Here is an 18,344-nt window from a genome sequence, read left to right as displayed (position 1 = left end):
GAGTCAGTCGGTGATGACGCGGCGGCGGGCCGGGGTGGCCGGGTCGTACGACCAGCCGCCGCCCGGGGCGGGCGGGGCGGCGCTGCCCGCCCCGGTGGCCCCGGGCGCCGTGGTCAGCGGGTTGTCGCGCAGGGTGCGGCGGCGCTCCTCGGCCCACGTCGGGTCGGCGCCGCCGCGTACGGCGCGGGTCAGCTGGTCCTCCAGCTGCCGCTGGAGGTTCTCGATCTGGCCGTCGACCAGGGTGCGCAGCTGTGTGCGCAGGTCCTCGGGCAGGGAGGGGTGCGAGGCCAGCGCCCGGACGGTGTCGAGGCCGGTGCGGGACTGGACCAGGGCCCGGCCCGCGGCGAACTCGTCGGCGGCGGCCTCCGCCAGCGCCGCGGTCAGGCTGTCCGCCCAGGCCTGGAGGCGGTGGCCGACGGCCCCGGTGAGCTGGTTGACGAGCCGGACCCAGGTCTCGTGGTGGTAGTCCTCGGGCCGCAGCCGCGGCAGCCGGGCGGCGGCCGCCGCGGTGCCCGCGCCGCCCTCCTCGGCCCAGCGGGTCAGGTACTCGGTCCAGGTCTGGTAGGCGCCGCCGTGGCCCCAGAGGGTGTTCAGGGTTCCCTCCGGTTCGCGCCGGGACGCCGGACGAGCTGCTCGCCGGGCGGCAGCGGGGACCACGCGGGCAGCCCGTCGACGACGCGGCGCAGGCGGGCGGTGGTGCGCTCCTCGGCGGGGCCGGTGCCGGCGGCCCACAGCCGGCGCGACGGGGGCCCCTGTTCGGGGACGTGCGTGCTCATGCCTGGGTTCCTTCCCGGGGTACGGTGCGGCCGCCGAACGGGGAGCCGGCCTCGGTCGCGGTGGACAGGGAGGCGATGAACTCCCGTACGGCGGCTTCGACGGCGTCGGCGCCGGCGTACGCCTGCTGCCAGGTGGTCAGATCGGCCGAGGCACCGGCCAGTTGGTGCTGGGCGTCGCGCTTGGCCTCGCCGAGCAGGACCCGGGCGCTCTCCTGCACCTGGCGGGCCTTGCTCGCACCCTGGTTGATGACGATCGCCGCGCCGGCGACGATCAGCAGCGGGATGACGACGGTGGCGGCCCCGCCGATGGCGCTGCCGATGAACAGGCCGATCACGGCGACGAGTGCGGCCACCGCCACCTTGCTCGTGTACCGGTATCCGAGGGCGGCCACGAAGGGGGCGGTGTGCTTGTCCCAGTGCGCGCCGAGGTCCTGCTGGAGTTCGGGCAGCGGGGTGCGGAAGGAGCCGCCCCACTGGGGCAGGGTGAAGCTCTGCGAGCCGATGGGGTAGGTGGCGTCGAAGCGGGCCCACACGTCCTGGGGCACGGCGCTGCGGTAGTCCGCGGAGACCGCCTGGTGGGCGTGGTGGAACCAGTCCCGGCAGGCGGCCACGGCGAGCCTGCGGGTGGCTTCCGAGGTGCCGATCGCGGACGGGTTGAGCGCGGCGGTGCTCTGTACGGTCAGGTAGTCGAGGGTCTCGTCGTACGAGGCCGAGTCGGCGTCGGCGTCGGCCTTCGCGCGGACGGTGTCCCCGTCGTGGGCGACGACCGCCTGCTGGAAGGCGAGGTCGCGGCGGAGGGGGAGTTCCTCGTTGTCGTACTCGGAGACCAGCCGGTCGAGGATGTCGTCGACGGCGTCCTCGATGCGGCTCGACGGGGTGTGTTCGGCGTTCATGATCGCCGTGTACTTGTCGAGGACGGCCTGCTGGCTGCGGGCCGCGGAGAGCACCTGGGCGAGCGGCGGCCACTGCGGTGACACCCGGGACAGGAAGGGGAACTCGTCGGCGGCCACCGGCGGGCACAGGCCGCCGATCTCGGCGCGCCACCGGTCGATCTGGGCGTCTTCGGCGCCCTCGTCGCTCGCGAGGAGCTCGTGCCACTCGTCCATGGTGTCCCGGAGCATGCCGCGGCCGGCGGCGCCGAACGCGCCCTGGGCGACCGACTCCAGGATGACGGCGAACTCGCGGCCGAGCGCGGCCGGGTCCTGCGCCATCAGGTAGTGCCGCAGCCAGCGGGTCGACTCGGCGTGCCGGCCCTGGCGGCGCAGGACGAGGGCGAAGAACAGCGAGGTGCGGTCCGGGGAGCGGCGGAAGGACTCCTGTACGGCGCGTTCGCACAGCGCAGGGTCGTCGGCGGACCAGGCGGCGAGCGCGACGAGCGCGGGCGCGAGCCAGTAGCGCGGGGTCTGGAGCATCAGCTGGTCGCCGACCATGCGGACGGTGTCCTCGGAGACCAGGCCGATGTCGAAGGCCTGGAGCATGCCGACGGCGGTGCGCCGGACCACCTTGTGGTGCCCGAACTCGTGGTCGAGCTGGTCCTGGATGACGCCGACCTTGGTCTCCGCCCGCTGGAGCGCGGCCGTGAGCCTGGCCTGGTCGACGAACGCGCGGAACTCGTCGCGCAGTTGCTGGAGTTCGGTCCGGGTCTGCTGGGTTCCGGCCTCGACGGCCGTGACCTGTCCGGAGACGTGGCCGACCTGTTCGGCGACCTGGACGACGAGGCGGCTGACCTCGGCGACCTTCCGGTGGAGGGCGTAGTCCGTTTCCGTCACTGCTGGTTCTCCGATCGTCCGCCGGGCCGTACGACGGACCCGTTCGTCAGGACGGGCAGCACCAGCCCGTCGGAATAGACCTCTACGCAGGCGTAACTGGCGTTGCGGGCCAGCATCCTGGCCTCGCCGTACGGCGAGGGCATCACATCGCCGGGGGTGTAGTGGGTGAGGATCGTGCCGAACAGGTCGAGGACGTGGTCCACGTACGGCGGCCCGAGCCAGCACTTGGCCACGTATCCCACCGGGGCGGTGTGGTGTTGGGCCTCGTAGTGCTCGCGGATCCAGTCGGCGAGCTGCCGGCGCGCCGTGTCGTCGAGGCCGGCGTCGAGCCGGGACACGGCCTTGAGCAGCTCCGGAGACCGGTTGCGCAGACGATCGGCCAGACGGCCGGGGACACGGGCGGGGCCCGCGAGGCCCGGCTCGGGTCCGGCTGTGGTGTGGAGGTCCTGCGCCGGTCGCACGACGCGGCGCGGACGCTCGATGTACCCCATGGTCTCCCCCGGATTTCATGAGCGGAGCACGCAGGCTAGTGACGTTGCGTCAATCATGCGACTGTAAAACGGAATCGAGCCACGGGCGACCCGGATGCGCCCGCGATCCGACCGGTTTTCGGCCAGTGCGGTGCGGTGGGCGGCCGCAGACTGGTGCCATGGCGAAGGTTTACGCCCTGTTGGTGGGCATCAACGCGTACGGCGACGGCGGACGGGCGGATCTGCGCGGGTGTCTGAACGACGTGGCTCGCGCTCGCGCCACGCTGGAGCGCCGGGCGGCGGGCCGGCTGGAGGCGCTGAGCCTGCTCGACGGGGCCGCCACGGTCGCCGCGGTGGAGGAGGCGATCCGCTCGCACCTGGGGCGGGCCGGCCCCGGTGACACCGCGCTGTTCTGGTTCTCCGGGCACGGTACGGAGTACGCGGCGGACACCGCCGAGGAGTTGACGGTCGAGCCCACCGGCCGCTGCCAGGCGCTGGTGTGCACCGACGGGCCGCTGCCGGACAAGCGGCTCGGCCCGCTGCTCGACGGCGCGGCGGCGGGCGGCGCCTCGGTGGTGGCGGTGCTGGACTGCTGTTTCTCCGGCGGCGCCACCCGCCAGGAGAGGGGCCGCGTCCGGTACCTGCCGCCGCGCCCCGGCTGGCGGCCGCCCCCGGCGGCGCGGGACGCGGTAGGGCCCGACACCCGGCCGCGGCACCTGCTGCTGGCGGCGAGCCGGCTCGGGCAGCTCTCGTACGAGTGCGCCTTCCCCGGCTCCGACGACGCCGACAGCGCCGACGGCCCCGGCGGTTCGCGCGTCCACGGGGTGTTCTCCCACGCCCTGGCCGGCGCCCTGCACCGGGCCGGGCCGGCGGTGACCGGCCGGGAACTGCTCGCCGGGGCCCACGCGCGGGTGCGGCTGCGGGTGGAGGGGCAGCACCCGGTGCTGTTCCCGGCCGAGCCGGGCGGGCTCGCGGACCGGCCGCTGCTGGGCGGCGCGGCCCGGGCGCCGAGCCCGCACCTGCTGCGGCACGGCCCGGACGGCTGGGAGGTGGACTGCGGCCGGGCGCACGGGCTGACCGGCGGGGCCGGCACCGAGTTCACCGCGCCGGGCGGCCCCGTACGGGCCCGGGAGGTGGAGGCGGACCGCACCCTGGTCGATCCGGACGGCTGGACCCCGGACCCCGGGGCGGTGCACCAGGTCGCGCTGTCGGCGCTCGCCCTGCCCCCGGCGGCCGTGGTGTTCTCCGGCGGCGGCGTGGCCCTGCCGGCCTCCCCGCTGCTGCGCGGGGCGGCCGAGGGCTCCGAGGAGGCCGACCGGGCGGCGCTGCTGTTCCGCGTCGAGGTGCGGGGCGCGCTGGCCCACGTACTGCGGCGCGACGGGTCGCCGTACGTGGCCCCGCTCCCGCTGGCGGGGGCGGCGGACGCGGCCCGGCTCGGGGAGTGCCTGGTCCGGCTGGCGCAGTGGTACCGGATCCGCGATCTCGACGCGGGGCTCTCGCCGCTGGGCGGGCACGTCCGGGTGGAGGTGCTGCCCTGGGGCGACGAGGACGCGCCGCCGCTCGTACCGGACGGGAACGGGGAGATCGTCCGGGAGTACGTGGGCCCGCAGGAGCCCTGGGTGTCGGTACGGCTGCGCAACACCGGGCACCGGCCGCTGTGGTGCGTGCTGCTGGACCTCAACGACCGCTTCGGCGCCGGGTCTTCGCTGTTCCCCGGCCAGTTCATCGGGCCCGGCGGCACCGGGTACGCGCTGGACGGGGCGCCCGTCCGGCTGAGCCTGCCCGCGTCGCGGCCGGCCGGGCCGGGGGCCAGCGTCCGGGACTGGCTCAAACTGGTCTCGGCCGAGGGCGAGTTGAATACGGTGCCGTTCCATTTGGACGCCTGGGATCCGGACGTGCCCGGGAATCGCTGGTCCTGGCGCCCGGCCGCCCCGCCCGGGGACGGCCTGCTGCGGCTGACCGCCCCGCCGGGACGGCCGGCGGCCGGGCGGGACGTGGGCCCGGTGCCCCCCGGCACGGCGGGGCAGTGGGCGACGCGCACGGTGGCGCTGCGCACGGTGTTCCCCGGCTGAGACCCCGGGGCCGGGCGGCGGCTGCGGGCCGGAGCCCCGAAGCCGGGCCCCCGGCCCGGGCCGCACCGGGCCGCCCCGGGTCACTGGCCGAGGTGTGTGAAGCCGGCCCAGGCGCTCAGGTCGCGGGGGTCCAGATCCGCCAGCCGGTCCGCGAGGACCGGCGGCAATTCCGGCGGCACCGTCCGGTCCGGGTCCAGCACCCACAGCTGCGCACGCCGCAACGCGCGCGCGGGCGGCTCCTGTTCACGGCGCAGGAAGTGGTGGGTCATGAACATCAGCACGGAGGTCGCCTCGTCCGGGACCGGCCACAGCGAGCCGATCACGGAGCGGGTCCCGGCCACCAGGAAGGCCGAGGCCAGGCTGTACGCCTCGTTGTACCCGCGCCCGGAGACCTGGCTGCGGCAGGCCGCGAGGACGACGAGCCCGAGCCGGCCGGGGAGCGAGTCGGTGACCTCCTCGGCGGTCAGCTCGCCGCCCTTGAGGGAGAGGTAGGAACTGCGGGGCCGGTTCTCCGCGACCGTGCCGTGGCAGGCGAGGTGCAGTACGGCCCCCTCGTCGCCCTCCCCGCGCAGCCAGTCGGCCACCTGCTGCGGGGTGCCGTCCCCGGTGCTCAGGCCGAGGAGGCGGCCGCCGGGGTAGAAGACGCGGTGGACGGCATCGGCCTCCTCGCCCGCGTACCGCAGGTCGCCCGTCGGGTCGCCGACGATCAGCGCGGTCTCGGTGTGCGGGGCGGGCGGGCGCGCGGCGACCTCGCAGAGCAGCCGCGCGGAGGGGGCGTACGAGATCTCCGCCTCCTCGATGGCGTGGCGACGGCCGCCGCCGTCGTCGCTCCAGGCGGCGTGCCAGGGGACCACGCCCAGCGACCCCATGGGCAGCAGCACCAGCCGGGCCACCCGGCCCGGCCGGTCGGGCACCGTGAACAGGTCGAACAGCGGCCGGACGGCGGCGTACCAGGCCCAGGAGCAGAGCCGGTCGAGCTGCTCGCGCAGCGGGAGCCCGCCGGACTGCCAGGGGCCCGGGGCGGCGGCGGTCCCGCCCCAGCCGGGCACCGGCCCCACGTCGCGTCCGGCGGGGGCGCCGGGCAGGTAGTCGCGCAGCGGGGCGGCGTCCTCGGTGAGCCTGGGCAGCGGTACGGCGTGGACGTCGCCCCGGGCGGTGACGACGAGGGCGGTACCGGGCCCGAGGAAGGAGGCCGGGACGAGGTAGACGAGGGCGTCCTTGCGCAGGGTGCTCAGGCGCGCGCCGATCTCGGCCGCGCCGGGCGGGTCGAGCAGGGATCCCGTTCCGGCGGCCAGGACGCTCAGCGCCTCGCGCCGCAGGGCCGTCGGGACGGCGTCCGCCCCCGCTCCCCCGACCCCGCGGCGCCAGGCCCCGGCGAGGTCCTCCCGGCCCGCCGCGACGAGCAGTTCGGGGACGGAGCGGCTGGTCGTCGCCGTGTGCAGGACCAGACCGCGGCAGGCGTCGAGTGCCTGGACGGCCTCTTCGAGGGCGTTGTCGGCCAGGCACCAGCGGACCACCTCCTCGGAGTTCTCGCTGGCCAGCCGGGCCGCTTCGGCGGCGTCGTGCGTTCCCGACTGGAGCAGCGCGGCCCAGACGTACCCGCGCAGGGAGTCCATCCCGAGCCGGCGCCCGGCCTCGCGGTCGGCGCGGGAGGCCTGCGGGCGGGCCCGGTAGGCGCGGCCGAGCGGGAGGGCGGTGAACGACCAGAGGCGGTGTTCGGGGCCGCCCATGGCATCGACCGCGCCCCGCAGGAGGACGATCGCCCGTTCCAGGTCCTTGAGGGCCTGGCGTTCGACGACCCGGCCCGCCACCTGTGGGGCCGCCATGGCCAGGGTGCAGTACAGGCCGCCCGCGTTGGCCGTGAAGCGGACCCAGGGCTCGCCGCCCTCCTTGCTCAGCGCCGCCGCCTCCTCGATGAGGGCCAGCGCCTCGCGCAGCCGCGGGAGGTCGGCGGGCTGGAGGGCGTCGCGCATCCACCCGGTGGCGATGTCGCCGAGCAGGTTGGCCCGGCCCTGGCGCGGGTACTTGGCGGCCCTGGCCCGCAGTTCGGCCGCCGAGGGGCGGCCGGCGGGCGGCCTGGTCCGGGGGGCGCCGACCCGGTGGGCCAGGTCCTCCCGGGCGATGCGGGCGGTCTCGTACTGCGCCCAGACCTCGATCCAGGCCGTGTCCTCGCGCGGCAGCTCCGCGACCGCCTCCGCGACGGCGGCCAGGTGGCGGTCGGCGGCCGGGAGGTCCCCGCGCTTGGCGGCGACGATGGTCTGCGCGGTGCCCTGCTGGCAGGCCCACTGCAGGCGCAGCCGCGGCGACAGGTCCAGGCTGTCCGTCATGCCCGACCAGCGCTCCACGGCGTCGGCGAACCCGCCGGTGACCCCGGTGTACTGCTCACCCATGCCGGCCGCCGTCTGTTCGGCGAACTCCAGCCAGGGGTCCTCGCGGCCCGCCTCGCGGGCGGCCTCGAAGTGTTCCATCGCCTCGGTGAACCGGGCCGCGTCGCCGAGGCCGCCCTGGCCGAACCGCCGCATCGCGAGGACGGTGTGCCCGCGCCCCCGCCAGTCCTCGTGCTCCCGGGCGTGCTCCAGGACGACGCGGGTCAGTTCCGCCTCGCGCTCCTCGCCGAGCCGGTCGCCGTGCGGGTCGATCATGTGGAGCGAGCCCAGGATCAGCGCGGCGGTCTCCGCCTTCGCCCGGCTGCCCTCTTCCATCGCCTCCCAGCTCCGAAGCATCGGGTCGACCCGCAGCCGCCAGCGCCGCCGGGCTTCCGGGGTGTCGGCGAGCAGCGGGTTGTCGGTCCCGAAGTCGATGGGCTCGCCGCTCTCGATGACGCCCTTCAGCCGGTTGAACATCCGGTTGATCTCCTGCGGCGACACGTCGGGGGGTCCGTCCTGCGGCAGCCGGGTCTGCGTGTCGAGCAGGAACAGGAGCGCGTGGTCGCGCTCCTCGCCCGTGAACTCCTCGTCGGCGAGCGCCAGGCGCAGCGCGCGCACGACGGCCCGCAGCCGCTCCGGGTCCGTCTCGGTCTCGTGGGCGGCGTCCTGGCGCAGGTTCAGGGACAGGCCCAGGGTCAGCGCCGCCCGGGTGGGTTTGCCGTCCCGTTCCGGCTGCCAGCGGTCCAGGGCCCGGGTGAGCATCTCGACGCCCCGGTCCAGCAGGCCGTCCCGCTGCTGGGCCATCCCCCGCGAGCAGAGCAGCCGTCCGAACACGTCCAGCTGCGCCACGTCCAGGCGGTCCATGTCCCGGGGGCCCGTGACCAGGGCCGCGAGGTCCGCCTCGGCGAGGGCGCCCTGGGCCTCGTCCTCCCAGTGCACCGCGATCACCGTGCGGATGAAGGTGATCCGCAGCTCCGCGTCGCGCACCCAGCCGGGCGGCGTACCGCCCCGGGCGCGTACGTCGGCCAGCGCGGCGGCCGTCTCCGCCCGGGCCTCCTCCAGGACGCTCCGGTCCAGGGTGTGGGCGCCCAGCAGGGTCAGGGACATGCCCCGGGCCTGGCGGACGAGCGCGGGGTCGTCCGACCCCTCCCCGCCGCCGGCCTCGACGGCCAGGGTGAGGTACCGGACGGAGTTGGCGAAGGAGGGCGCCCCGCCGCCGAGCGTGCCGTGGCGGAACCAGAGGTAGCCGAGGGCCACTTGGAGGTCGGTGTCGCCGCCTTCGACGGCTTCGAGGGCGCTCAGGTTGCGGTGGAGGGCCTGGTCGAGGAGGTCCCGGTCGTCCTCGGCCGCCTGGTAGCGGGCCTTGGTGGCGAAGGCGAGCAGCCAGCGGGCGAGGGAGGCCGCCTCGTCGAGGCCCGGGTCGTCCGGCAGTTCCGCCAGCCCTTCCGCCAGCAGGTCGTGGAACCGCTCCAGCAGCTCGGGGTCGGGCTGTTCGTCGTGGCGCAGCCCCAGCAGATGGCCGTACATGATCCGCCGGAGCGGCCAGCCGGGCCCCTGCCCGGGGCCGGGGGGCCGGAAGGCGTGCGCGAAGGCCTCGGCGGCCAGTTCCAGGTCCTCGGGGGCGCTCTCCTCCAGGGCCAGCAGATAGCTCAGCTCGCCGGCCCGCCCGCACAGTTCGCGGGCGTACGGGTCCCCGGCCGGGAGGCCCGCGAGCTCGGCCATGACGGCTTCACGGGCGGCCCGCCACGCGGCGGCGTCCTCGGGCGGATCCTGCCCCTGATCCGGCTCCTGGCCGGGCTCCTGGCCGGGCTCCCGGTCCGGGTTCCGGCTCGGGTCCTGGGTCTGGTCCACTGGTCGTCCCCCTCATGGCGCGAGTCGCGCGTGGTACGGAAGCAGGGCCTGGTCGAGCCAGCGCCGCCCCTCGGCGGTGGCGAAGTCGACGGGTTCGTCGGCCGTTTCGGCGAGCAGGCCGGGCGGGCAGCGGTCGGCGAACAGGACCAGCGCCCGCTCGCCGGGCTCACGTTTGGAGGACCAGAGGAACCCCTGGGCCCAGGGGTCGGTGTGGCGTCGGATCCAGTGCGCCCAGTCCCTCGTGTACGGGTAGTCGCGGGCCTCCGCCTGGACCAGCCAGCTGTCCTGGTGGACGGCTGCCAGGTCCTGTCCGGTGACGAGCGAGACCACGTCCACGGAGGCCGTGAGCCGGAGCACGGACAGCCGGCGGCCCGTGACGGCCACCCGGGGCACCAGCCGCGCCCCGCCCGCCGGGTCGAAGGGGAGCGAGTGCAGCACGGTCTCGCTGACCGCCGCCTCGGGGGTCAGCCCCGCGTAGAGGTGGCCGTACACGTCGCAGGAGGTGGAGTCGAACCGCCCGCCCCCGTAAAGGCAGTGGGACGGAACGGGGTTGAAGGAGCCGGCGCCGCGCCGGGAGGAGTGCACCCGGTAGAGCGGGGCGCCGGCGGCGAGGGTCACCTTCACCGGGGTGCCGGCCGGCTCGGCGGGCGGCCTGTAGTTGGGCACGTCCTATTCCCCCTCGGTCAGCAACTCGGCGGCGGTGACGAGGTGTCGCTCCCGCGGGGTGTCGAGCAGCCGCTGCGGTACGTCGTCGAGCCAGCCGTTCGGCGAGAGCCACCAGTCGGCGGCGCCCCAGGGGTCGTGGTCCGCGTCGAGCAGGGCGTTCACCTCGCGGACCAGGGCGCGGGCCCGGCCGTCGGCGGTGAACTGGAAGGCCGGGAGGCGGACGAGACCGCCCGCGCCGTGCAGCCGGACCAGGCCGGGGCCGTACGGGTCGCAGCCGCCCTCCAGGACCTCGGCGTCGCCGAGGGAGGGAGCCGCGAGCAGCCGAGCGCGCACCTCGCCGAGCACCGGGCCCACCATGCGGTGGCCGTCGAGGACCAGGACGGCGAGGTCCTCGGCGCTGAAGCCGAGGTGGCCGGCGACCCCGGCGTCGGGGTGCTCGGGGGTGGCCGTGAGGCGGCTCTCGCGGGGGAAGCGGTCGGGCAGCTGCTCGCCCAGCAGCCGGGCGGCCAGCAGCGCGGCCCGGCCGGCCGCCTCGGCGTCGGCCATCCGCAACGCGGCCAGCAACAAGCCGAGTTGTCGCAGCGCCTCGGGGGTCAGCCGGGGGTGCAGCTCGTCCCACTCGGCGGCCGCGGCGGCGAGCCGCGCGTAGGGGTTCGCCGGACCCCCGGGGTCGGCGTGATGGGCGGGGTTGGTCACGTCGGGCATCCGTTCACGGGCCGGGCTCCTCGGTGGGGGCGCCATCGGTGGAAGCGAGTAACTCTGCCACCAGCAGGGCCCGTTCGGGACGCCGGACGAGGAAGTGGAGGTCCCAGTCGCCGCCCCGTGCCAGTTCGGCCTCGACGGCGGCCCAGACGGCGGCGAAGCTCACGGCCGGGGTGAGCCCGCCCCGGCCGGCGCCCAGCAGCGGCAGGCACAGCGACCTGAGCGGGGGCAGCCCGGCGTCGGCGGACCGGCCGTTCTCCTCGGCGAGCAGGGCGAAGACACGGGTGACGGCGCGGGTGACGTCGGCGGGCTGGACGTCGTAGTCGTTGGTGCCGGGGCGCGGCACGGCGACGGCGGCGTGGAAGATCCGCCGGATGCCCTGCCAGGCCAGGGCTCCGGCGCCGGTCGGGGCGACGGTGCCGGGTGCGACGGACAGCCCGGGGGCGGCGAACCGGTCGCTCCAGGCGCGGAGTTCGTCGCGGACGCTGTCCTCGACGAGCCGGCCCGCCGGGTCGCGGACGGCGCCCGCGCGGCGGAGGGAGGCGGCGACGGAGGACTTGTACGGCTCGGGCAGCGCGAGGTGGGTGTTGGACGGGGAGACGACCACGTCGATGTCGCGCAGCAGGTCCACGGCGTGTACGTGCAGGGTGACATGGCCGCCGTGGCCGCCAGCGCGCACCGGTATCCGGTGGTGGCTGGGGGCGAGCGGACGCGGCCGCGCGGACGGTTCGGAGGTGACGGAGGCGGAGGTGAGGGCGGAGGCGGGGGCGGAGCCGTCGGCCGGAGCGGTGCCGGCGTCCGAGGCCGGGACGGCTGCGCCGGTCGCGGGCGGCTGCGCGGGGGCGCCGGAGGCGAGGCGTACGAGCTGCTCGGCGACCTGCCCGAGCACCATCAGCTCCTGGTTCTTGCGGAACCGTTCGACACTGACGCCGTAGACCTGCGCGGCGCGGCGGCGCCGGTCGGCGGGCGGCCAGTCCCGGGTTCCCTGCGCGAGACCGAGGCTGAACTCGGCGGCTTCCTGGAGGGTGCCGCCGCCGATGGCGGCCACGGCGGTGCGCAGCAGCCGCTCGACGGCGGGGAAGCGCGGCTCTCCGGGACTCCCTTCCCCCGGAGAAGCCGACATTCCGGTGAGCACAGGAAGCCTGAGCTCACGCAGTCGGACGATCCCGGCCCGCCGCACTTCCCTCACCTCCGCGAGGACCGCCCCGTGATCGGGCAGTTGTGTGGGCGACATGGCGGAAGGATCGCACCGCGCGCATCGCCCCTACAAGCCGGATCCGGCCCCCTCTTCCACCATGTTCCGCCCCGGCCGGGTCGCGGTCCGGTCGCGGGACGGTCGAAGCCGGTCGGATCCCGGGCGGATTCCGGGCGCCGTCCGCCCGCCCCGTCCGCCCGCTCCCCCGCCCCGCAACGGGGCGAGGCCCCGCCGTCAGGCGCCGACGTACGCCGCGAGGTGCTCCCCGGTGAGCGTGGTCCGGCCGGCGACGAGTTCGGCGGGGGTGCCCTCGAAGACGACCCGGCCGCCGTCGTGCCCGGCGCCGGGGCCGAGGTCGATGATCCAGTCGGCGTGCGCCATGACCGCCTGGTGGTGCTCGACCACGATGACCGACTTGCCGGAGTCCACGAGCCGGTCGAGCAGGTGGAGCAGTTGCTCGACGTCGGCGAGGTGCAGGCCGGCGGTCGGCTCGTCGAGGACGTAGACGCCGCCCTTCTCCGCCATGTGCGTGGCCAGCTTGAGCCGTTGCCGCTCGCCCCCGGAGAGCGTGGTGAGCGGCTGGCCAAGGCTGAGGTAGCCGAGCCCGACGTCGGCGAGCCGGCCCAGGATGCGGTGCGCGGCCGGGGTGGCCGCCTCGCCCGCGCCGAAGAACTCCTCGGCCTCGGTCACCGACATCGCCAGCACCTCGCTGATGTCGCGGCCGCCGAGGCGGTATTCCAGCACCGCCGCCTGGAACCGCTTCCCCTCGCACTCCTCGCAGGTGGTCGCCACCGCGGCCATCATCGCCAGGTCCGTGTAGACGACCCCGGCGCCGTTGCAGCCGGGGCAGGCGCCCTCGGAGTTGGCGCTGAACAGGGCCGGCTTGACGCCGTTGGCCTTCGCGAACGCCTTGCGGATCGGGTCGAGGAGCCCGGTGTAGGTGGCCGGGTTGCTCCGCCGCGAGCCGCGGATGGCGCCCTGGTCGATCGAGACGACGCCCTCGCCCGCCGGGATCGAGCCGTGGACGAGCGAGCTCTTGCCGGAGCCGGCGACTCCGGTGACGACGGTGAGCACCCCGAGCGGGACGTCCACGTCGACCTCGCGCAGGTTGTTCGCCGTCGCGCCGCGGATCTCCAGTGTGCCGGTGGGCTCGCGGACGGTGTCCTTGACGGCGGCCCGGTCGCCGAAGTGGCGGCCGGTGATGGTGCCGCCGGTGCGCAGCCCTTCGACGGTGCCCTCGAAGCAGATGGTGCCGCCCCCGGTGCCGGCGCCGGGGCCGAGGTCGACGACGTGGTCGGCGATCGCGATCGTCTCCGGCTTGTGCTCCACGACGAGGACCGTGTTGCCCTTGTCGCGCAGCCGCAGCAGCAGGGCGTTCATCCGCTGGATGTCATGGGGGTGCAGGCCGATGGTGGGCTCGTCGAAGACGTAGGTGACGTCGGTGAGCGAGGAGCCGAGGTGGCGGATCATCTTGACGCGCTGCGCCTCGCCGCCCGACAGGGTGCCCGAGGGCCGGTCGAGCGAGAGGTAGCCGAGACCGATCTCCACGAACGAGTCGAGGGTCTGGCGCAGGGCGTCGAGCAGCGGCGCCACCGACGGGGCGTCGAGGCCGCGGACCCATGCGGCCAGGTCGCTGATCTGCATGGCGCAGGCGTCGGCGATGCTGATCCCGTCGATCTTCGAGGACCGGGCCCCTTCGCTGAGCCGGGTGCCGTCGCATTCGGGGCAGGTGGTGAAGGTGACCGCCCGCTCCACGAACGCCCTGATGTGCGGCTGCATCGCCTCCTTGTCCTTGGAGAGGATCGACTTCTGCAGCTTGGGGATCAGCCCCTCGTAGGTGAGGTTGACGCCGTTGACCTTGACCTTGACCGGCTCCCCGTAGAGGAAGTCCCGCATCTCCTTCTTCGTGTACCTGCTGATCGGCTTGTCCGGGTCGACGAACCCGGACTGGGCGTAGACCTGCACGGTCCACTGGCTGTCGGACTTCCAGCCGGGGATGGTGAAAGCGCCCTCGGCGAGCGATTTGGAGTCGTCGTACAGCTGGGTGAGGTCGATGTCGGTGACCGAGCCGCGGCCCTCGCAGCGCGCGCACATGCCGCCGGTGCGGTTGAAGGTCGCCTTCACGGTCGTCTTCGCACCGCGCTCGACGGTGATCGCGCCGCTCGCCCGGACCGAGGGGACGTTGAAGGCGTACGCGCCGGGCGGGCCGATGTGGGGATCGCCGAGCCGGCTGAAGAGGATGCGGAGCATCGCGCCCGCGTCGGTGGCGGTGCCGACCGTGGAGCGGGGGTCCGCGCCCATCCGCTGCTGGTCGACGACGATCGCGGTGGTCAGGCCTTCGAGCACGTCGACCTCGGGGCGCGCCAGCGTCGGCATGAAGCCCTGCACGAAGGCGCTGTACGTCTCGTTGATCAGCCGCTGGGACTCCGCGGCGATCGTGTCGAACACCAGCGAGCTCTTGCCCGAGCCGGAGACGCCGGTGAAGACGGTGAGCCGGCGCTTCGGGATCTCGACGCTGACGTCCTTGAGGTTGTTCACGCGCGCGCCGTGCACGCGGATCAGGTCGTGGCGGTCGCCGCCGCGCGGTGCGGGCGACTGCGTGTTCGCCCTCGTGGCCTTGCTCATCTCTCTCCATCTGTCGGGCGGTGTCGCCCCGTTCGAAGGGTCCGGCCGGACCGGGGCCTACTGCTTGCGGGGCTGGTTGAAGCGCAGCATGTTGCCGGCGGGGTCGCGGAAGGCGCAGTCGCGGACGCCGTAGGGCTGGTCGGTCGGCTCCTGGAGCACCTCGCCGCCCGCGGCCCGGATGCGCTCGAAGGTGGCGTCGACGTCGTCGGTGGAGAAGATCACTCCGCGCAGCATGCCCTTGGCCAGCAGCTCGGCCATCGCCTGCTGGTCGGCGGGCGAGGCGTTCGGGTTGGCGAGCGGCGGTTCGAGGACGATCGAGACGTCGGGCTGTGCGGGCGAGCCGACGGTCACCCAGCGCATCCCCTCGAAGCCGACGTCGTTGCGCACCTCCAGGCCGAGGACGTCCCGGTAGAACGCGAGCGCCGCGTCGTGGTCGTCGACGGCGATGAAGCACTGGGACAGGTTGATTTCCATGCGTTTCACGCTACGGGCGGGGGTGGTGTTTCGCTTCTCCATTCCTGACCGGTCGCGTGTGGATCTTGGCGACGCAGGGCGGGATGGCAGCGCCGTCGTCATGGCCGCGGGCGCGGTAGGCGCTCGGGCTCTCGCCGACCAGCTCGGTGAACCGTGAGCTGAAGGAGCCCAGCGAGGTACAGCCGACCGCGAAGCAGACCTCGGTGACGCTCAGGTCGCCCCGGCGCAGCAGCGCCTTGGCGCGCTCGATCCGGCGGGTCATCAGGTAGCTGTACGGGCTCTCGCCGAAGGCGGCGCGGAAGCTGCGGGAGAAGTGGCCCGGCGACATGAAGGCGGCGCTCGCCAGCGCCGTGACGTCCAGCGGCTCCGCGTACTCGCGGTCCATCCGGTCACGTGCCCGGCGCAGCCGGACGAGGTCCTCCAACGACGTCATGCGCCCACCTTCGCACAGCCCCGCCCGCGGGCGAGGGCGGCCGGGGCGACCGCCGGGGGTCAGGGGGCGGTGGGTCCGGCCGGGGTCGCCGGGGCGGTGGGCGCCAGGACGTCCAGTTCGTCCAGGGCGCCCGCCGCGATCTGCCGGGTCAGGGCCTCGGCGCGGGCCGCGTCGCCCTCGCGGACCGCCTCGGCGACCTGGACGTGGAGGGTGACGGCGGCCGGGTCGGGGTCGTCGAACATCACCGCGTGCTGCGTGCGGCCGGTGAGGACCTCGGCGACGACGTCGCCGAGGCGGGCGAACATCTCGTTGCCGGAGGCGTTCAGCACGACGCGGTGGAAGTCGATGTCGTGCCGCAGGTAGGCCTCCAGCTGGTGGCCGCGCGAGGTGCGGACCATGCCGAGGGCCGCCTCGGTGAGTTCGGCGCACTGTTCGGCGCTGGCCCGGGCGGCCGCGAGGCCGGCCGCGACGGGTTCGATCGCCGAGCGCAGCACGGTGAGGGAGCGCAGCTGGCGCGGCCGGTCCGGGCCGGCCAGTCGCCACCGGATGACCTGCGGGTCGTAGACGTTCCACTGCTCGGCGGGGCGCACGGTGACGCCGACCCGGCGCCGTGACTCGACCAGTTGCATCGACTCCAGCACCCGCACGACTTCCCGGACGACGGTGCGCGAGGCGCCGAAGCGTCCGGCGATCTCGTCGGTGCGCAGCACCGTGCCCGGCGGGTCCTCGCCGGCGGTGATCGCGAGGCCGAGGGTGTCCAGCACATGGGAGTGGAGGCCCTGCCCGGGACTGCCTTCGGTGGTCATGGCGTAAGCGTACGGTGACGCCCCGCCTCACCAAAGATGTGATGTTTCACCTCCACCCCTTGAATAAGTACTACTTAATGCGCTTCAGTGGGGCCGCACCAACCGATGTCAACGACGACAGCGACGAGCAGGACAGTGAGGTAACCGTGGTCAACCAGCGCGTCATCGTGGTGATGGGCGTGGCCGGCACGGGCAAGACGACCGTGGGCAGGCTGCTCGCGGAAGCGCTCGGCCTGCCGTACGCGGAGGGCGACGCCTTCCACCCTGCGGCCAACGTCGCCAAGATGTCGGCCGGCACCCCGCTCGACGACGCCGACCGGTGGCCCTGGCTCGACGCCATCGGCGAGTGGATCCGCGACCGGGCCGGCCACCGGGGCGGCGTGGTCGCCGCCTCCTCCCTCAAGTACGTCTACCGCGACCGGCTGCGCGCCTGCGCCCCCGGGGCGGTGTTCGTCCACCTCACCGGCGGGCGCGCCCTGATCGAGGAGCGGATGGCGGCGCGCACGGGCCACTTCATGCCCACCGCCCTGCTCGACTCGCAGTTCGCGACGCTCGAACCCCTGCGGCCGGACGAGGCCGGTGTGGTCGTCGACGTGTCCGGAACCCCCGAAGAGATCACCGAACAGGCGCTCGCCGCGCTCCGCCTGCTCCCCGCCCCCCCCAGAACTGAGGAACCGTCACCGTGACCAGTCTCAGCGCCGAGACTCTGGCAGCGGCCGCCGCCGAGCCGATCACCTCGGCCGGCAACGCGCAGCTGGGCATGGCCGTGCTCGCCGGCATAGCCGTCATCGTCCTGCTCATCACCCGGCTGAAGCTGCACGCCTTCCTGGCCCTGACCGTCGGCTCGCTCGCCCTCGGCGTGTTCGCGGGCGCCCCGCTCGCCAAGACCATCACCAGCTTCACCGCCGGCCTGGGCGCGACCGTCGCGGGCGTCGGCGTACTCATCGCCCTCGGCGCGATCCTCGGCAAGCTCCTCGCCGACTCCGGCGGCGCGGACGAGATCGTGGACACCATCCTGGCCCGGGCCAAGGGCCGCGCCATGCCGTGGGCGATGGTCCTGATCGCCTCCGTGATCGGGCTGCCGCTCTTCTTCGAGGTCGGCATCGTGCTGCTGATCCCGGTGGTGCTGCTGGTCGCCCGGCGCGGCAACTACTCCCTGATGCGGATCGGCGTCCCCGCCCTCGCCGGCCTCTCGGTGATGCACGGGCTGATCCCGCCGCACCCCGGCCCGCTCGTCGCCGTCGACGCGCTGCACGCGAACCTGGGCGTCACCCTCGCCCTCGGCGTGGTCGTCGCGATCCCCACGGTGATCATCGCGGGGCCGCTGTTCTCCCGTTACGCGGCCCGCTGGGTGGACATCCCGGCGCCGGAGCAGCTCGCCCCGCCGCGCCCCACGGCCGCGCCGGAGCACCGCCCCCGGTTCGGGGCGACCGTCTTCACCGTGCTGCTCCCGGTGGCGCTGATGCTGGTCAAGGCCCTGGTCGACATCGTTGTCGATGACCCCGCCCACCCGGTGCAGCGGGTCACGGACGTGGTGGGCTCCCCGCTGATCGCGCTCCTCGCGGCGGTGCTGGTGGGCATGTTCACCCTGGGCCGGGCCGCCGGGTTCACCCGGGAGCGGATCTCGGCCACGGTGGAGAAGTCCCTGGCCCCGATCGCCGGAATCCTGCTGATCGTGGGCGCGGGCGGCGGCTTCAAGCAGACCCTGATCGACGCCGGCGGCGGCCAGATGATCCTGGAGCTGTCGAAGAACTGGGCCGTCCCGACCCTGCTGCTGGCCTGGCTGATCGCGGTGGCCATCCGGCTGGCCACCGGCTCGGCGACGGTGGCCACGATCTCGGCGGCCGGCCTGGTGGCCCCCCTCGCGGCGGGCACCTCGACCACCGAGACCGCGCTGCTGGTCCTGGCCATCGGGGCGGGCTCGCTGTTCTTCAGCCATGTCAACGACGCCGGGTTCTGGCTGGTCAAGGAGTACTTCGGGATGACCGTGGGACAGACCCTGAAGACCTGGTCGGTGATGGAGACGATCATCTCCGTGGCCGGCCTGGGATTCGTCCTCCTGCTCTCCCTGGTCGTCTAGGGCCGGCCCCTTCAGGTCCTCCCCCCGGAAGGCGGGCCGTCCCCCAACGGGGGGAGACG

Annotated in this window: 15 protein-coding genes; 3 read left to right on the top strand and 12 right to left on the bottom strand. The window is 74.6% G+C overall.

Going from position 1 to position 18,344, the window contains the following annotated elements; genetic code table 11:
* Positions 1–3 precede the first annotated feature (3 nt).
* Genes IE248_RS11325 through IE248_RS11310 form a run of 4 tightly spaced genes read right to left on the bottom strand, consistent with a single transcriptional unit; the run spans position 4 to position 3,036 of the window.
* Positions 4–657, bottom strand: coding sequence for a hypothetical protein (locus IE248_RS11325; protein ID WP_229895255.1), 654 nt, complete (start codon positions 655–657; stop codon positions 4–6).
* Positions 591–776: a hypothetical protein gene (locus IE248_RS11320; protein WP_037798811.1), complete on the bottom strand. Its 186-nt coding sequence runs from the start codon at positions 774–776 to the stop codon at positions 591–593. Before IE248_RS11320 ends, IE248_RS11325 begins: the two co-directional genes overlap by 67 nt.
* On the bottom strand, positions 773–2,545 hold the full coding sequence (locus tag IE248_RS11315) for a hypothetical protein (RefSeq protein WP_073798599.1): 1,773 nt from the start codon (positions 2,543–2,545) through the stop codon (positions 773–775). Before IE248_RS11315 ends, IE248_RS11320 begins: the two co-directional genes overlap by 4 nt.
* The gene (locus IE248_RS11310; protein ID WP_190030640.1) at positions 2,542–3,036 is read right to left on the bottom strand and encodes a hypothetical protein; all 495 of its coding nucleotides are present in this window, start codon (positions 3,034–3,036) and stop codon (positions 2,542–2,544) included. The genes IE248_RS11315 and IE248_RS11310 overlap by 4 nt, the downstream gene beginning before the upstream one ends.
* A gap of 158 nt (positions 3,037–3,194) precedes the next feature.
* On the opposite strand from IE248_RS11310, the gene IE248_RS11305 reads away from it, so the two are divergent.
* Positions 3,195–5,087 carry a caspase family protein gene (locus IE248_RS11305; protein ID WP_190030639.1) on the top strand — a complete coding sequence of 631 codons (1,893 nt, stop codon included), beginning with the start codon at positions 3,195–3,197 and terminating at the stop codon, positions 5,085–5,087.
* 80 nt (positions 5,088–5,167) lie between these two features.
* Here the strand turns inward: IE248_RS11305 and IE248_RS11300 are convergent, their stop codons facing one another.
* The 8 genes from IE248_RS11300 to IE248_RS11265 form a co-directional block, all read right to left on the bottom strand.
* Positions 5,168–9,304 carry a CHAT domain-containing protein gene (locus IE248_RS11300; RefSeq protein WP_190030638.1) on the bottom strand — a complete coding sequence of 1,379 codons (4,137 nt, stop codon included), beginning with the start codon at positions 9,302–9,304 and terminating at the stop codon, positions 5,168–5,170.
* A gap of 12 nt (positions 9,305–9,316) precedes the next feature.
* The gene (locus tag IE248_RS11295; RefSeq protein WP_037798800.1) at positions 9,317–9,970 is read right to left on the bottom strand and encodes an RES family NAD+ phosphorylase; all 654 of its coding nucleotides are present in this window, start codon (positions 9,968–9,970) and stop codon (positions 9,317–9,319) included.
* A 3-nt stretch (positions 9,971–9,973) separates the two neighbouring features.
* The gene (locus IE248_RS11290) at positions 9,974–10,666 is read right to left on the bottom strand and encodes a hypothetical protein (RefSeq protein WP_229895254.1); all 693 of its coding nucleotides are present in this window, start codon (positions 10,664–10,666) and stop codon (positions 9,974–9,976) included.
* Positions 10,667–10,679: 13 nt separating this feature from the next.
* Positions 10,680–11,906: a macro domain-containing protein gene (locus tag IE248_RS11285; RefSeq protein ID WP_190030637.1), complete on the bottom strand. Its 1,227-nt coding sequence runs from the start codon at positions 11,904–11,906 to the stop codon at positions 10,680–10,682.
* Between the two features lie 195 nt (positions 11,907–12,101).
* A complete protein-coding gene (locus tag IE248_RS11280; RefSeq protein WP_190030636.1) occupies positions 12,102–14,492 on the bottom strand; it encodes an ATP-binding cassette domain-containing protein in 2,391 nt (796 codons plus the stop codon).
* Positions 14,493–14,549: 57 nt separating this feature from the next.
* Entirely contained in the window at positions 14,550–14,966 is a 417-nt protein-coding gene (locus IE248_RS11275) for a VOC family protein (RefSeq protein ID WP_037800177.1), read from the bottom strand.
* 10 nt (positions 14,967–14,976) lie between these two features.
* Entirely contained in the window at positions 14,977–15,399 is a 423-nt protein-coding gene (locus IE248_RS11270; RefSeq protein ID WP_037798795.1) for a helix-turn-helix transcriptional regulator, read from the bottom strand.
* A 59-nt stretch (positions 15,400–15,458) separates the two neighbouring features.
* A complete protein-coding gene (locus IE248_RS11265) occupies positions 15,459–16,205 on the bottom strand; it encodes a FadR/GntR family transcriptional regulator (protein ID WP_037798794.1) in 747 nt (248 codons plus the stop codon).
* Positions 16,206–16,378: 173 nt separating this feature from the next.
* On the opposite strand from IE248_RS11265, the gene IE248_RS11260 reads away from it, so the two are divergent.
* Both IE248_RS11260 and IE248_RS11255 read left to right on the top strand, forming a co-directional pair.
* Positions 16,379–16,891 (top strand): gluconokinase, encoded by a 513-nt coding sequence (locus IE248_RS11260; RefSeq protein WP_229895294.1) that lies wholly within the window; start codon positions 16,379–16,381, stop codon positions 16,889–16,891.
* Positions 16,888–18,285, top strand: coding sequence for a GntT/GntP/DsdX family permease (locus tag IE248_RS11255; RefSeq protein WP_190030634.1), 1,398 nt, complete (start codon positions 16,888–16,890; stop codon positions 18,283–18,285). The genes IE248_RS11260 and IE248_RS11255 overlap by 4 nt, the downstream gene beginning before the upstream one ends.
* The last annotated feature ends 59 nt before the right edge of the window (positions 18,286–18,344 follow it).

The organism is Streptomyces goshikiensis, from assembly GCF_014650555.1.
GTDB lineage: Bacteria > Actinomycetota > Actinomycetes > Streptomycetales > Streptomycetaceae > Streptomyces > Streptomyces goshikiensis.
This window is presented reverse-complemented; position numbering and strand designations above follow the sequence as displayed.